This window comes from Rahnella bruchi (assembly GCF_003614975.1).
Classification (GTDB): Bacteria; Pseudomonadota; Gammaproteobacteria; order Enterobacterales; family Enterobacteriaceae; genus Rahnella; species Rahnella bruchi.
Window position 1 is genome coordinate 417,894 of record NZ_QZWI01000003.1, and the last position, 14,354, is coordinate 432,247.

Genomic DNA, 14,354 nt, shown 5'->3' on the forward strand with positions numbered 1-14,354 from the left:
TAAGAATTGACGTCTGAAAAGCAAAAGCCCGCGGAAATCTGCATTTCCGCGGGCTTTTTAAATCGGTTATCAATGCAGATTTAGCGATTACGCTCTTAAATTAACATTGATGGTTTCAATCTGGCGTCCGTTAGGCTGACGACGGACTTCACCGTTCTGACGGTCGGCTACTTCCAGGATTTCCTGATTGTTAACCAGCTCCGCCAGTGTAATGTTGTTCAGGAAGCCGCTGATGCGCTCGCTCAGATCACGCCATAAGGTGTGAGTCAGGCAGCGTTCGCCATTCTGGCAGCCTTCTTTACCCTGGCAACGGGTGGCATCGACAGATTCGTCAACAGCGGTGATCACAGCACCTACCGCGATATCGCCAGCATCTTTACCTAACAAATAACCACCGCCCGGACCACGAACACTGGCAACCAGACCATTTTTACGTAAGCGCGAGAAAAGCTGCTCCAGGTAAGAAAGGGAAATACCCTGACGCTCAGAAATGTCAGCCAGTGGTACTGGTCCTTCCTGGGAATGCAGTGCAACGTCGAGCATAGCGGTCACGGCATAACGGCCTTTGGATGTCAGTCTCATAGCATGGTTACCTGTTTAAAATGACTTAAAAATTCAATAGTGCGGAACATGCAAACGAGTCTGCCATTCCCGAGTAAAACAGTCAACTATTTAACCTAGCGTTTTACTCAAGTATTACATACCCGGCTATTCCGCACTCTTTTCGTCATTCAATGAAAATGCGTAACCATTTGATTAAAAGAATGAAAGAAGTCCATTATAATCAAGAACTGACGCTTATTCTTTGTTGCTATGAGTCTTTTCAATCGACGTCAGGATGCCACGCAGGATGTTTAATTCCTGCGATTCAGGCCTTGCACGGGTAAACAGACGACGTAATTTACTCATGACCTGACCCGGATGTGCCTGACGAATAAAGCCGGTTTCCAGCAAGGTTTTTTCCAGGTGCTGGTAAAAACGCTCAAGATCGTCGACCAGCGGGTACGGCGTTTCTTCGTATTCAATCTGCGGTTTTTCGGCTTCCAGCAATGCCAGATGTGCGACGCGCACTTCATAGGCAATAATCTGTACGGCCATCGCCAGATTCAGCGAGCTGTATTCAGGGTTCGCCGGAATACACACGTGGTAATTACATTTTTGCAGTTCTTCGTTGGTCAGCCCGACACGTTCGCGACCAAACACCAGTGCTACCGGCGCGGTTTGTGCCGCTTTCGCACTGTGCTCACCGCATTCACGCGGTTCAAGCATCGGCCATGGCAGTGTGCGGGAACGCGCACTGGTGCCGATCACCAGACTACAGCCAGCCAGCGCTTCGTCGAGGGTATCAACAATCTTCGCATTACCGATGACATCACTGGCCCCGGCAGACAAAGAGATAGCCTGAGAGTCAGGTTTTACCAACGGATTCACCAGATAAAGACTGGATAAACCCATGGTTTTCATGGCACGGGCGGTTGAGCCCATATTGCCAGTGTGGGACGTTTCTACTAATACAATGCGGATATTGGGCAGCATAGGGACTCTTAGCCAGACGGAAAATCACAACAGCCTAACACAACGGTAGTTAATTTTCAGAACCCCTGCTATACTGCGCGCCGTTTCCCGTATTCCCGTTCTTTAACATCCTAGTTGGAAGATATCCATGCATCCGATGCTCACCATCGCCGTGCGCGCTGCGCGCAAGGCCGGTAACCTGATTGCCAAACATTACGAAACGCCAGACTCTGTTGAATCTACACAAAAAGGTACCAACGATTTTGTTACCAACGTAGACCGCGATGCAGAACACATGATTATCGATGTCATTCGCAAATCCTATCCAAAACACACCATCATCAGTGAAGAGTGTGGCGAACTGGAAGGCGAAGACAAAGACGTACAATGGATTATCGACCCGCTGGATGGCACCACCAACTTCGTTAAACGCTTCCCACATTTCGCTGTTTCTATCGCCGTGCGCATCAAAGGCCGCACTGAAGTTGCGGTAGTTTATGACCCAATGCGTAACGAACTGTTCACAGCGACCCGCGGTCAGGGCGCACAGCTGAACGGTTACCGTCTGCGCGGTACTAACGCGAAAGATCTCGACGGCACCATTCTGGCGACCGGTTTCCCGTTCAAAGCAAAACAACACGCAACCAGCTACATGAAAGTCGTTGGTAAACTGTTCACCGAGTGTGCAGATTTCCGTCGCACCGGTTCTGCTGCGCTGGATCTGGCTTACGTGGCCGCTGGCCGCGTTGACGGTTTCTTCGAAATCGCCCTCAAACCATGGGATTTCGCCGGTGGCGAACTGCTGGTTCGTGAATCAGGCGGCGTTGTGACTGACTTTGTTGGCGGCCACAACCACTTCTCGTCTGGCAACATCGTTGCAGGCAACCCACGCGTCGTTAAAGGCATTCTGATGGCCATGCGTGATGAACTGAGCGAAGCGCTGAAGCGTTAATTCCGCCGGTTTCTGATACAAAGAAAAACGGACGTCCTTTCGGGCGTCCGTTTTTTATGCCTGCTGTTTATGCTCTTTAAGGTTATCCCCTGAAAGGCCCGCCGGTGATTGGAGAAACATCTCCGCCGCCGGTGCTGTAAAGCAATATTCCCGCCACCAGCAGCACAATTCCACCGGTCAGCGCCAGTAATGACCAGGTGATCCGCTGCCAGGCCGCAGGGGTGCGCGTTGCACTCAGCTTCACCGCCAGCGCGCGGCTGTAAAACACCAGCACACCAATTAGCGAAACGGTCAGTGATGTACCGATAGCCATCGTGATAGCGGAAATCACGCCCCAGCTGTACACGCCGATCACTTTGGAAAACAGCAACACCATGATCGCGCCGGAGCACGGACGCAATCCCATCGCCAGCACTATCGCTATCTGCGTGCGCAGATCCCCACCCGTCTGAAGCTGCTGATCGCTTGGCACATGCTGATGCCCGCAACCGCAATGTTCATCGTGGACATGTGCTTCACTGCCCAGGGGCGACAGACTGTGGATCTTCATTGCCGGTACCGGACGCAAACTTTTGATGGTCTGCCACACCCTTTTTAGCGCGCGCCAGCACAGCAGCACCCCAAGCAACATCACCAGAATGAAGCTGCCGCGCTCCATCCAGAAACTGCTCTCATGCAGCTGACGCGAAGAGAGTTGCAGTACGCCAAGCACCACACTGACCAGCAATATCGCCACCAGCCCCTGAACAATTGCCGACGCAAACGTCAGTTTCAGGCTGCTTTTCAGTCGCGAAGGATGCGTGGCCAGATAGGTAGTAATGACGATTTTACCGTGCCCCGGTCCGATAGCGTGGATCACGCCGTATATCAGGCTGAAACCGGCCAGCGTCATCCCGGCCTGCATCGGATTTTCTTTCACCTGACGCAACAGCCCGGCCAGTTCCTGATGCAATTCACGCTGCCAGATAATGCTGCTGAGCAAAATCCGTGGCCAGTAGTGGATAAGAAGAGAAATGCCGCCCGCCAGCAGCAACAAAAATACCGCCAGCGGCCAGAGATCGCGCCAGGACAGCGTTTTCGACGGTGTGGAGATTAATGACATTCCAGCGTGACCTTCTGTGCAAATTGCTGACCAAGATCCATGTCTTCCGGCGGGGCATCGGCCTTATCGAGAGACAGCGCATAGTTTTGCAGCGAGGCATCGGGTTTCGGCGTAAACAACGCCAGCGTGCAGCGTTTTTCCAGCTCCGGCGGCAGATGCAGCGCGGTTTTATCCTTATACGTCATGTCGACAAAATACGAAGGATCGAAAGTGGAGAACGCCATCGGTTTGCCGGTCAGCGTCTGCGGCTTCGCCAGCGGCAACACGAATTCCAGCACGGCCTGATCGCCTTTACGGGAAAGCTGATATTCGCTGGGTAAATCGAGGTATTTCACCGGTTTTCCTTCACGATAAAAGTCAGTGAAGTAATGCTGGCTGAGTACCCGAGCCATCACTTCGGCCGCCAGTTTTTTCCAGATATCTGAACCGGGTTTGGCATTCTGCGCGTCGTAGAGCAAATCGGCGGAAGTGATCTCATCCATCGTCCACACCATTTTCAGCCCGGTCAGCGAGGTTTCATTCGCCACCAGCGTGGTCTGCATATCGATGAAACTGTGCGGATGCGCCGAAACCGTAGCAGGCAGGCAAAAAAGCGCTAATCCCAGCCGTTTGGCATGAAGATTTGTATAACGAAAAAGGGGCCGGTTCCTGGTCGGGTTCAAAGTCACATCCCTATAAAGTGCCATGATATTGTTACTTAGTAACAGTATTTTGCTGTGCAATTAAGCAGTCGTCAAAAATATCTGTGATCTGAGTTGTAAGCCGGAGTAAAACCCAATCCCGCGGCCTTAATGCGGGCATCCGCTTTGCTATGCTTGACTAATAATTTCAGGCGATATCTTTTCGGTAGGTGATATGAATCCAGAAAAACAGCCCTCCCCTGCGCTTTCCGCTACGCAACGCCGCTGCCACGTGTTGCTGATGCTGTACGCGCCGCTGACGGCGGTTCAGCTGGAGATCATCAGTGAAATCAACGGCGTCGGATTAACGACGACGTGGGAAGATCTGGCGGAAGTGACCTGCGAAATTCAGCGCATCCACCAGCTCGATGTGATGCAGTACAGCGAAAAAGAGTGTCGCATTCAGGGCGACAGCCTCGCCCAACGCCTGTGTTTATTTCAGGGTTTGCGCCGCACATTACGTATTTCTCCGGACTTCGTTTCCCGCCATTTTATTCCGTGGCTGCACATCGCATTTGAAGGCCAGACCTGCCCGAAAGCCGCGCTGCGCACCGATATTCTGGGCATGATCCTGGAAGATTGCGGCACCCTGTTACCCAAACCGCTCAGCGGGCATGACCGCCAGCTGATGCTGATTTGCCTGCAATACTGCTTATGGCAAAACAACGGCACGACCGGATTGCGCTTCACCGAACAACAGCGGCGCTGGTTGCGCGAAAAACCTGAACACTCAGCCGCCCGCGAATTGTTTGTGCAGTTGCAGGAACTCAGCAATGGCCTGCTGGATGAATGCGAATGTGAGTTTTTCACCCTGATGTTGCGGATGCTGAAAATCCACAGTTATCAGAGTTCCGGCTCGACAGAAGATCAGCGCCTGTTGTTAGAAATCGAAAATATGGTGGCGCGTTTTCAGGACATCGCCGGGATGAAATTCAGCAGCTACGAAGGTCTGGTCGGCCAGCTTTTCGCCCATCTTGGCCCGGCCATTGAACGCTGTCATTTCGGGATTGGCATCGACAATCTGATGCAGGAAGAAGTCAACCGCATGTATCCGCGGCTGGTGCGTACCACCCGCGAGGCATTAGCGGGGTTTGAGCACGAATATCTGATTACTCTGTCGGAAGATGAAATCGGGCTGGTGGCGATTACTTTCGGTGCCTGGCTGATGCAGGGTAATGCCTTGCAGGAAAAACAGATTTTGTTGCTGACGCATGACAATCCTGGGCTGGAAGAAGCGGTCGAGCAGCAAATCCGCGAGGCGACGCTGCTGCCGCTGAACATCAAGTACCAGACACTGGCGGATTTTTATAAGTTCGGTGCGCCGAGTGGCGTAGCGATGATTGTTACCCCCTACGCCACCCGTAGCACCGATGCTGATCCGCTGGTGATCCACACGCAACTGCCACTGGCGAAAGAGCAGCGCAAACGGATCCGTTCGCTGCTCGAAGCACCCTAGCTGGCTGTCACCTCCGGCGCTGACGGCGTGACCTGCGGACGCAGGAAAATCGCCGGTACCGCCAGCAGCGCCATCACCCAGAACAATCCCGCATGCAGATGTTCGAACAGGAAGCCGGACACCATCGTCATCACTGCCACGCCACCGCCCATCGCCAGCGCGGAATACACCGATTGCAGACGAATGACCTGATCACGCGGACGCGCAGCGATAAACCGCATCCCCGCCAGATGGCAAACCGTGAACGTGCCGCAGTGCAGAATCTGAATCACAATCAGCCACGGCAGCGCGGTAAACGCCCCCATCATTCCCCAGCGCACTACGCCACAGAATGCTGAAAGCAGCAGCAAATCCCGCGCCGACCAGCGGCTGAAAAGCGGTTTGCTAAAGGTAAAGACCAGCACTTCCGCCACCACGCCCAGCGACCATAAATAGCCTATAGTCGTCGAAGAATACCCGACATCTTGCCAGTAAATCGCGCTGAAACCGTAGTAAGCCGCATGCGCGCCCTGTAGGAGCGTCACGCATAACAGAAAACGCCAAACCGGTTTTTCACCGAGCAGTGCTTTCCACGAAATGCCCGGTGCACCGTTTTCGCGCGGCTCTCCTGCCGGTTTCACGCTCGGACGCAACAACATCCCCAGCAGCATTGCCGCCACGCCTGCGGTCAGGGAGTAGAGGATCGCGTTATGCCCGTAAACTTCGACCAGTTTGCCGGTGACCGCAGAGCCAATCACAAAGGCAATCGAACCCCAGACGCGTACTTTGCCGTAATCCATATTGATCTGGCGTTGCAGCGTGCCCGCCAGCGCATCGGTCAGCGGCACCAGAGGACCAAAGAACAAACTGAATCCGGCAATGTTGATCATCAGCCACGCCCAGCCATTACCGAACCAGAATCCGACGGCAAACGCCAGCGTGAGCAATGCGAGGATGCGCAATCCGGTGATGAGATGCGAAGGGTCTTTAATGGAGGGAGAAATGATTAACGTGCCGAGAAAGCGGGCGACTAAACCGGCGCCGAGCAACAGGCCGATGCTTTCGGAGGAAATGCCCTCGCCTTTAAGCCACAAGCCCCAGAAGGGAAGGAAAATACCGTAACTGAAAAAATAAGTGAAATAACTGAGTGCAAGCCAGCGCGTGGAACGCAATTCCATAAATCCTCCGGTGTGAGGCCAATACTTTGACAAAGCTCACAATCGCTAGCAATCCGCAGACGCTTTCATACTCCAGTAATGTCTGCCAGCTCACAAATTCTGATACATGCCCATAAAAAAACCCGCCGGAGCGGGTTTTAGCAGCTTTACGGCTTCGCAGATATTACGCGTAAACCGGGAAGCGTGCACAGATGTCGAGAACTTTCTGTTTAACGCGTTCGATAGTGGCTTCGTCGTTCACGTTGTCCAGTACGTCGCAGATCCAGCCAGCCAGTTCACGCGCTTCAGCTTCTTTAAAGCCACGACGGGTGATAGCCGGAGTACCGATGCGCACGCCGGAAGTGACGAACGGGCTCTTCGGATCGTTAGGGACGCTGTTTTTGTTCACGGTGATGTTAGCGCGACCCAGTGCAGCATCGGCTTCTTTACCAGTCAGGTTGTTATCGACCAGATCCATCAGGAACAGGTGGTTGTGCGTGCCGCCGGAAACCACTTTGTAGCCTCGTTCCAGAACCACCGCCACCATCGCCTGGGCATTTTTAGCCACTTGCTGCTGGTAGGTTTTGAACTCAGGTTCCATCGCTTCTTTCAGTGCTACCGCTTTACCGGCAATCACGTGCATCAGCGGGCCGCCCTGACCACCAGGGAAAACAGCGGAGTTCAGTTTTTTGTAGAACTCTTCGTCACCGCCTTTCGCCAGAATCAAACCGCCGCGTGGGCCAGCCAGAGTTTTGTGCGTGGTAGTGGTTACAATGTGCGCGTGCGGAACCGGGTTCGGATAAACGCCGGCAGCAATCAGACCGGCAACGTGTGCCATGTCGACGAAGAAGTAAGCGCCAACGCTGTCGGCGATTTCACGCATTTTAGCCCAATCAACGATACCGGAGAATGCGGAGAAGCCGCCGATGATCATTTTAGGTTTATGCGCTTCGGCCTGACGTTTCACGTCTTCGTAATCAATGTCGCCGCTTTCGTTGATGCCGTAAGGCACCACGTTGTACAGCTTACCGGACAGGTTAACCGGTGAACCGTGAGTCAGGTGACCGCCATGGCCGAGGTTCATCCCCAGAATGGTGTCGCCCGGTTGCAGCAATGCGGTATATACCGCGAAGTTAGCCTGTGAGCCGGAGTGTGGCTGAACGTTAGCAAAATCTGCACCGAACAATTCTTTTGCACGGTCGATGGCCAGCTGTTCAACGATGTCGACGTACTCACAACCACCGTAATAACGTTTGCCAGGATAGCCTTCGGCATATTTGTTGGTCAGCTGCGAACCCTGAGCCTGCATAACACGCGGGCTGGTATAGTTTTCTGACGCAATCAGCTCGATATGTTCTTCCTGACGAACAACTTCTTTTTCCATTGCTGCCCACAGCTCAGCATCATAATCGGCAATGTTCATTTCACGCTTTAACATCCGCATCTCCTGACTCAACAAACTAAAAATAAACGCCCCTTACGGGTTCTGCGCAACAGTGTAAATGTTTAAGCGCCCTTCGGATAGGGTCAGTTTGAGGTTTTTAGGCAAACGATTGGCTCCAGATACAGCAAGGCTTTGATCTGCGAACCTCTGCCCTTAATCAAGAGATAAATATTCAACTTAACCTGTACAAATTTCAGCTTTGTGACCCAGCCACCATCTTGCTGCTCCCCGCATTCCTCACAGAAAAAGCCCTTACCCCTTTAGTGGGTGTTTACAGAAATTGTGGATTTATATAAGATGCATTTAAAATACATGTTTAATGAAATCTATAAAGACACGGAGTTCACTATGCTTGATTCAGCCACTATCGCTACCGTTAAATCCACCATTCCTTTGCTCGCAGCGACCGGTCCGAAACTGACCGCGCACTTCTATGATCGCATGTTCGAACACAATCCTGAGCTGAAAGACATCTTCAATATGAGCAACCAGCGCAACGGCGATCAGCGTCAGGCGCTGTTCGATGCCATCTGCGCTTATGCGGCGAATATTGAAAATCTCGCGGCGCTGCTGCCTGCGGTGGAACGCATCGCGCAAAAGCACACCAGCTTTACCATCAGACCTGAGCAATACGATATTGTCGGCGGTCATCTGCTGGCGACGCTGGATGAAATGTTCAGTCCGGGTCAGGAAGTACTGGATGCGTGGGGCAAAGCTTACGGCGTGCTGGCGGGGGTATTTATCAACCGTGAAGCCGAGATTTATCAAGACAGCGCAGAAAAAACCGGGGGCTGGCGCGGCACACGTGAATTCCGTATCGCCGAAAAACAACCGCAAAGTGAGCTGATCACTTCTTTCCTGCTGGAACCTGTGGACGGATTGCCGGTGGCAGATTTCCAGCCGGGGCAATATCTGGCGGTGTATATCCGCGATGCATCGCTGGAAAATCAGGAAATTCGTCAGTATTCCCTGACACAGGCGCCGAACGGAAAAACTTACCGCATCGCGGTAAAACGCGAAGGCCAGGGCGCGGTGTCCAATTTCCTGCATAACTTTGCCCAGCCGGGCGACATCGTTCATCTTGCAGCGCCGCACGGTGATTTCTTTATGGATATCAGCAATACCATACCGGTGGCGCTGATCTCCGCCGGTGTCGGTCAGACGCCAATGTTAGGTATGCTCAACACGCTGGCAGAGCGCGGACATCATGCGCCGGTACAATGGCTGCACGCGGCTGAAAACGGTGCGGTGCACGCGTTTGCCGGTGAAGTGAAAAGCGCGCAGGTTCGTCTGCCGCAGCTGGAAAGCCATGTCTGGTATAACCAGCCACAGGCGAATGACTTACCGGGAGAGGACTTCCAGTATCAGGGGCTGATGGATCTGAGCAACGTTCGCGAACAGCTGAACAATACCGAAATGCAGTTCTATCTGTGTGGCCCGGTCGGTTTTATGCAGTTTGCCGCAAAACAGCTGCTGGCGATGGACGTCAGCGAAGCGAACATTCACTACGAATGCTTCGGCCCGCATAAAGTGATTTAATCCCCGCCCGAAAAGAAGAAAAGAAAAAGGCTGACACAGAATGTCAGCCTTGTTTATTGCTGCGTCAGTAGGAATTAATGACGGCGGCGACGCACAAAGAACAGCGCAAACAGCAGGATAACAATCAACCCTGCAATGCCCATTCCCCAGTGCGCCAACTCCAGCAACGGCGAGGGTTTACCGCCTGCGCGCAGTTCTTTCACCCGCTGCGGTGTCACACTCGCCTGATCGTTACCGAACTGCTTCAGCAGCTGATTACTCAGCGTGGCCACCTGCGTATCCGACAGCAAATGGTCAAACGCCGGCATCGCTACATCTTTGCTTTCCGCACCGCGCTGCACGCCATGCAAAATCGCCATCACCAGATTGTCACTGTTCAGATGCCCCAGCGCGGTGTTATTGATAAGCGATGGCAAGCCGCCGTCTTTACTGCCGCGCCCGTCGGGCTGATGGCAGCTGGCGCAGTATCCGTCATACACCTGCCAGCCGGTCATCGTGTCGGCATCGGCTGGACGCGGAACGCCGCGCAGAGTATCGACGTAATTCGCCGGGGATCCGAACTGATCGGCTGCTTTCGCCTGCCCTTCCTGACTGACCGGCGTGGTTTGCTTCAGCCACACGGCAATCGCCTGCAAATCACTGTCGCTCAGATGGCTGAGGCTGTGATCAATCGCTTCCGCCATCGGTCCCGCCGCCTGTGCTTTGCCCGGCGCATGACCGGTTTTCAGATAACCGGCGATTTCGTCTGTGCTCCAGTTACCAATCCCGCTGACTGCATCCGACGTAATGTTCGGTGCAAACCAGGTGCCCAGACTGCTGCCGCCCAGGGCTTTATCGCCCTGCTCAGCCATCAGCGCATTACGTGGCGTATGACAGGTACTGCAGTGCGCCAGCGCCTCACCAAGATATGCACCGCGATTCACCTGATCGCTTTTTGAAGGATCGGCTTTAAACGCGCCTTTCTCGAGGAACAGCAGATTCCAGCCCGCCATCGATAAGCGAACGTTGAATGGGAACGGCAGCGCCGTCGGCGTTGACGGCGTATCGACCGGTTGCACGCCCTGCATGAAGTAGGCATACAACGCTTTCATGTCGTCATCGCTGATTTTGGCGTAGGACGTATAAGGCATGGCCGGATACAGATTAGCGCCGTCGCCGCGCACACCGTCACGTACCGCGTGTTCAAACTGCTCCAGCGTGTAATTACCGATGCCGTCTTTTTTCGACGGCGTGATATTACTCGAGTAAATGGTGCCGAGCGGCGTTGCCAGTCCGAGACCACCGGCGAACGGCTTGCCGCCTTCGGTGGAATGGCAGGCCACGCAGTCACCGGCCACCGCGACATATTCACCTTTCTTGATCAGCGCATCCTGTTCCGGCGATAACGCGGCGTCAGCGGCGCCCGCACTCAGGCTCAGGCCAACGGCCAGCAATGCGCCCGTCAGACGTTTTTGAGATAAACGATTCAGAGTCATTTCAGTCAGCCTATAGTGCAGTTTTGGCAAGATGGTCAGCAGTACGTAACGCCAGCGCGACCGCCGTCAGCGTAGAGTTAACCGTCGCCGACGTCGGCATCACGCCGGTGCTGGTGATGAACAGATTTTCATGGTCATGGGTGCGTCCGAACGCGTCTACCACGGAATCTTTCGGGTCATGCCCCATGCTCATCGTGCCGGTAATGTGCTGGTTATTGCCGTAAACGCCTGGCTTACTGAAACGCAAATTGGTGCCGCCCATCAGTCTGGCAATCTCGGTGTACTCCTTCACTGCGCGCGCCATACCGCGATGCACGTAATCGTCCATGTGATAAATCGCCGCCGGTTTCGGAATGCCCAGTTTGTCTTTCTTGTCGCTGAGAATGATGCGGTTGTCGTAATTTGGCAGCTGTTCCATCACGTTTTTCAGGCTGGTCTGATGCGACGCGCGACGACGGATTTCGTTATCCAGGCTGATGCCGTAAACACCTTCTGCCAGCAGATCCTGCGTGACTGACTGCACCTGTGAGGAGTTGGCGATATCGATACGGAACGAGGCGTAATCTTTGCGGAAATCGCCGTCGCGCAGGCTGTTGATTGACGCCGGACTCATTGGCCCGCGCCCTGCCCACAAAGGTTCTTCGGTTTCAAACGTCAGGGAGTTACTCGGGTGATCCATCAGGTGACGCCCGACGGTGCCGGAGCTGTTTGCCAGTCCGTCCGGATATTTATCACTGGCGGAAATCAGCAGCAGTTTCGGGCTTTCGATGCCGTTGGCCGCCAGAACAAAGTTTTTCGCTGTGACTTTATGCTCACCTTTATCCGGATCGTAATAATGCGCGGCGACAATGCGGCCTTTCTCGTCATGCTCGAGACGATAAACGACGGCGCTGGTGATGAGTTTTGCACCCGCCGCTTCAGCCGCCTGCGCGGCAATGCCACCGTGATATTGCGCGTCAATCGGGCAAATCGGCATACAGTTGTTGTTACCACAACAGGCCGGACGTCCGTCATAGTTGCGGCTGTTACGCGCGGTGGTGTTGACGATCACGTCATAACCGCCCGGAGCCAGACGCTCACGAAAACGCTGTTGCAGCCAGGATTCAGCGACCGGTTCCATCGGGAACGGCTGGTTGCGCGGTGAACCATTATTTGGTGCGCCGGAAACGCCCATTTTCACTTCGGCTTCGTAATAAAACGGTTCCAGCTCTTCATACGACAAAGGCCAGTCGCGACCGACGCCGTACAGCGTGTTGATCTTCATGTCATTGGGCAGAACACGCCATGCCTGCGCCGCCCAGTGCCATGTGGTGCCGCCCATAATGCGGATATATTCCGCCGGGAAAGGATAGGGTCCCTGCTGCTGCAAATAATCATTGTCTTCAGGCTTATACACCGGATGCGGCGACCAGTCCGAGTATGGATACGGCGACATAAAGTCTTTTTTGCGCGGCGAATTGCGGAAGTTTTCAGTCAGCGTACCGCGATCAATGCGCGGGCCGGATTCGAGAATAATGACCGAGATGCCCTGTTTTGCCAGACGCTGTGCGACCAGCGAGCCGCAGATCCCTGAGCCGATGACCACGACGTCAGCGGAAAGTTGTTCACTCATTGCTTAACCCTTTTTGAACGTTATTTTCAGACAGGCTGTTTTGCCCACGTACCGTAAGCGCCATAGGCATAGCTCGGCGGATTAAGGTGATCGCGAACCGCGACATTCATCAGCGCATTTTCATACGCCAGACAAACCGCCTGTTTGCCATCACCGACCACGCCGAGATACCACGCCTGAAGGATGCTGCGCGGCAGTTTCGCCAGCGCGGGCTGCTGTGCGTCCAGCGTTTTTTGCAGGTCAGCAGCATCAATATGATTCGCCGTGATAAACGACTGTAATGCCTGAACCTGCGAGGTAAAGTCCGGGTACAGCGCCAGCATCGTCTGGTAATAACGTTCAGAAAGGGCCGGATCCAACTGGTCATGACCGGTCAGATACAGCGAGAGTTGTGTGAAATCCTGTTTTGCCTGAGACAAGCCCGCAACCGGCGCGGCGTAAACCGGGTTGAGAAGAAGCTTGTTCATCAACGGAACGGAAAGCGCCGCCAGTGCGCCCCCTAAAAATACGCGACGGGAAATGCGTATGGGTTTTTCTGGTTGTGACATTGCAAAGCCTTTTGAATAGGTGTGAAAACCACGATCAATGGAGATCAATCCACACCAGTTCCTGCCGCCGGATACTTTCACCCTGAATTGTTTTAGTCGGTGATTACAACGTATCTGACAGGTTTATCGAACTGGTATAACAACAATTGTGATTTTACTCTCACTTTTTCAATGAAGTCACAATAAAAACCTCTTTAACTTCACATAAAACTAACAAATAGCATTTTTTGTGGTTATTTACGGACAGGAGTTTTTGAAGAACCGGAACGTAATGCAGATTTTTATGCCGGATAAACAGAAGGTTAGAAATAAAATTGATTAAAAAATGATTGGTATAACAAGATGGGGGTAAAACGAAGATATCGGAGGAGAAACTCAGGGCCGGTAATATTGCACTACCCGCCCTGATGAAAGATTAAATCGCTTCTTCGTCCTGCTCGCCGGTACGGATACGCACTACGCGTGCCACATCGAACACGAAGATTTTGCCATCGCCGATTTTACCGGTTTGCGCAGTGGTCATAATGGTTTCCACGCAGGTGTCCACGATGTCATCCGCCACCACGATTTCGATTTTCACTTTTGGCAGGAAATCGACCATGTATTCCGCACCACGGTACAATTCAGTGTGACCTTTCTGACGGCCAAAGCCTTTTACTTCGGTCACGGTCATCCCGGTAATCCCAACTTCAGCCAGTGCTTCACGGACGTCGTCGAGTTTGAATGGCTTAATAATCGCATCGATCTTTTTCATGGCGGACCCTTATAATCATTCGTTTGCTCTCCGCCTTCCTGAGCGGCAGCATGGTTCACAATCTGGTTTCGGATGCCAAAGGTATCCGAAGGCGCTAAAGGTATCATAGTTCAGCGGCAGGAATGTATATCAAGCCTCTGA

13 protein-coding genes are annotated in these 14,354 nt (G+C 53.3%); 3 read left to right on the forward strand and 10 right to left on the reverse strand.

Annotated features, from left to right (window positions below; genetic code table 11):
- Positions 1-87 precede the first annotated feature (87 nt).
- Positions 88-582 carry a Fe-S cluster assembly transcriptional regulator IscR gene (gene iscR / locus D5398_RS09155; RefSeq protein WP_120507317.1) on the reverse strand — a complete coding sequence of 165 codons (495 nt, stop codon included), beginning with the start codon at positions 580-582 and terminating at the stop codon, positions 88-90.
- A gap of 216 nt (positions 583-798) precedes the next feature.
- Positions 799-1,536 carry a tRNA (cytosine(32)/uridine(32)-2'-O)-methyltransferase TrmJ gene (trmJ, locus tag D5398_RS09160; protein ID WP_120507318.1) on the reverse strand — a complete coding sequence of 246 codons (738 nt, stop codon included), beginning with the start codon at positions 1,534-1,536 and terminating at the stop codon, positions 799-801.
- Between the two features lie 127 nt (positions 1,537-1,663).
- Between trmJ and suhB the strand changes: the two genes are divergently transcribed.
- Positions 1,664-2,467 carry an inositol-1-monophosphatase gene (gene suhB, locus D5398_RS09165; RefSeq protein ID WP_120507319.1) on the forward strand — a complete coding sequence of 268 codons (804 nt, stop codon included), beginning with the start codon at positions 1,664-1,666 and terminating at the stop codon, positions 2,465-2,467.
- Between the two features lie 82 nt (positions 2,468-2,549).
- Here the strand turns inward: suhB and D5398_RS09170 are convergent, their stop codons facing one another.
- On the reverse strand, positions 2,550-3,569 hold the full coding sequence (locus tag D5398_RS09170; protein ID WP_120507320.1) for a nickel/cobalt transporter: 1,020 nt from the start codon (positions 3,567-3,569) through the stop codon (positions 2,550-2,552).
- On the reverse strand, positions 3,560-4,255 hold the full coding sequence (locus tag D5398_RS09175) for a DUF1007 family protein (protein ID WP_120507321.1): 696 nt from the start codon (positions 4,253-4,255) through the stop codon (positions 3,560-3,562). Before D5398_RS09175 ends, D5398_RS09170 begins: the two co-directional genes overlap by 10 nt.
- A gap of 169 nt (positions 4,256-4,424) precedes the next feature.
- Here D5398_RS09175 and csiE point away from each other — a divergent pair, with 169 nt between their 5' ends.
- Positions 4,425-5,705 (forward strand): stationary phase inducible protein CsiE, encoded by a 1,281-nt coding sequence (gene csiE, locus D5398_RS09180; protein WP_120507322.1) that lies wholly within the window; start codon positions 4,425-4,427, stop codon positions 5,703-5,705.
- On the opposite strand, the gene D5398_RS09185 is transcribed toward csiE, so the two are convergent.
- Both D5398_RS09185 and glyA read right to left on the reverse strand, forming a co-directional pair.
- On the reverse strand, positions 5,702-6,862 hold the full coding sequence (locus tag D5398_RS09185; protein WP_120507323.1) for a 3-phenylpropionate MFS transporter: 1,161 nt from the start codon (positions 6,860-6,862) through the stop codon (positions 5,702-5,704). The genes csiE and D5398_RS09185 overlap by 4 nt on opposite strands.
- A gap of 163 nt (positions 6,863-7,025) precedes the next feature.
- Positions 7,026-8,279 (reverse strand): serine hydroxymethyltransferase, encoded by a 1,254-nt coding sequence (glyA, locus tag D5398_RS09190; RefSeq protein WP_120507324.1) that lies wholly within the window; start codon positions 8,277-8,279, stop codon positions 7,026-7,028.
- 354 nt (positions 8,280-8,633) lie between these two features.
- Here glyA and hmpA point away from each other — a divergent pair, with 354 nt between their 5' ends.
- Positions 8,634-9,824 (forward strand): NO-inducible flavohemoprotein, encoded by a 1,191-nt coding sequence (gene hmpA / locus D5398_RS09195; protein WP_120507454.1) that lies wholly within the window; start codon positions 8,634-8,636, stop codon positions 9,822-9,824.
- A 74-nt stretch (positions 9,825-9,898) separates the two neighbouring features.
- Here hmpA and D5398_RS09200 read toward each other — a convergent pair whose 3' ends face one another.
- From D5398_RS09200 to glnB, 4 genes are all read right to left on the reverse strand, one after another.
- Positions 9,899-11,299 (reverse strand): c-type cytochrome, encoded by a 1,401-nt coding sequence (locus tag D5398_RS09200; RefSeq protein WP_120507325.1) that lies wholly within the window; start codon positions 11,297-11,299, stop codon positions 9,899-9,901.
- A 10-nt stretch (positions 11,300-11,309) separates the two neighbouring features.
- Entirely contained in the window at positions 11,310-12,911 is a 1,602-nt protein-coding gene (locus D5398_RS09205; protein WP_120507326.1) for a GMC family oxidoreductase, read from the reverse strand.
- 26 nt (positions 12,912-12,937) lie between these two features.
- On the reverse strand, positions 12,938-13,459 hold the full coding sequence (locus D5398_RS09210) for a sorbitol dehydrogenase family protein (protein WP_120507455.1): 522 nt from the start codon (positions 13,457-13,459) through the stop codon (positions 12,938-12,940).
- A 415-nt stretch (positions 13,460-13,874) separates the two neighbouring features.
- A complete protein-coding gene (gene glnB / locus D5398_RS09215; RefSeq protein ID WP_013574351.1) occupies positions 13,875-14,213 on the reverse strand; it encodes a nitrogen regulatory protein P-II in 339 nt (112 codons plus the stop codon).
- Between the last annotated feature and the right edge of the window lie 141 nt (positions 14,214-14,354).

Bases quoted from the DNA above. Each gene is read 5' to 3' on its own strand.
- csiE (WP_120507322.1), top strand. From the start codon at position 4,425: ATGAATCCAGAAAAACAGCCCTCCCCTGCGCTTTCCGCTACGCAACGC.
- iscR (WP_120507317.1), bottom strand. From the start codon at position 582: ATGAGACTGACATCCAAAGGCCGTTATGCCGTGACCGCTATGCTCGAC.
- glnB (WP_013574351.1), bottom strand. From the start codon at position 14,213: ATGAAAAAGATCGATGCGATTATTAAGCCATTCAAACTCGACGACGTC.
- hmpA (WP_120507454.1), top strand. From the start codon at position 8,634: ATGCTTGATTCAGCCACTATCGCTACCGTTAAATCCACCATTCCTTTG.
- trmJ (WP_120507318.1), bottom strand. From the start codon at position 1,536: ATGCTGCCCAATATCCGCATTGTATTAGTAGAAACGTCCCACACTGGC.
- D5398_RS09175 (WP_120507321.1), bottom strand. From the start codon at position 4,255: ATGGCACTTTATAGGGATGTGACTTTGAACCCGACCAGGAACCGGCCC.
- glyA (WP_120507324.1), bottom strand. From the start codon at position 8,279: ATGTTAAAGCGTGAAATGAACATTGCCGATTATGATGCTGAGCTGTGG.
- suhB (WP_120507319.1), top strand. From the start codon at position 1,664: ATGCATCCGATGCTCACCATCGCCGTGCGCGCTGCGCGCAAGGCCGGT.
- D5398_RS09205 (WP_120507326.1), bottom strand. From the start codon at position 12,911: ATGAGTGAACAACTTTCCGCTGACGTCGTGGTCATCGGCTCAGGGATC.
- D5398_RS09170 (WP_120507320.1), bottom strand. From the start codon at position 3,569: ATGTCATTAATCTCCACACCGTCGAAAACGCTGTCCTGGCGCGATCTC.
- D5398_RS09210 (WP_120507455.1), bottom strand. From the start codon at position 13,459: ATGTCACAACCAGAAAAACCCATACGCATTTCCCGTCGCGTATTTTTA.
- D5398_RS09185 (WP_120507323.1), bottom strand. From the start codon at position 6,862: ATGGAATTGCGTTCCACGCGCTGGCTTGCACTCAGTTATTTCACTTAT.
- D5398_RS09200 (WP_120507325.1), bottom strand. From the start codon at position 11,299: ATGACTCTGAATCGTTTATCTCAAAAACGTCTGACGGGCGCATTGCTG.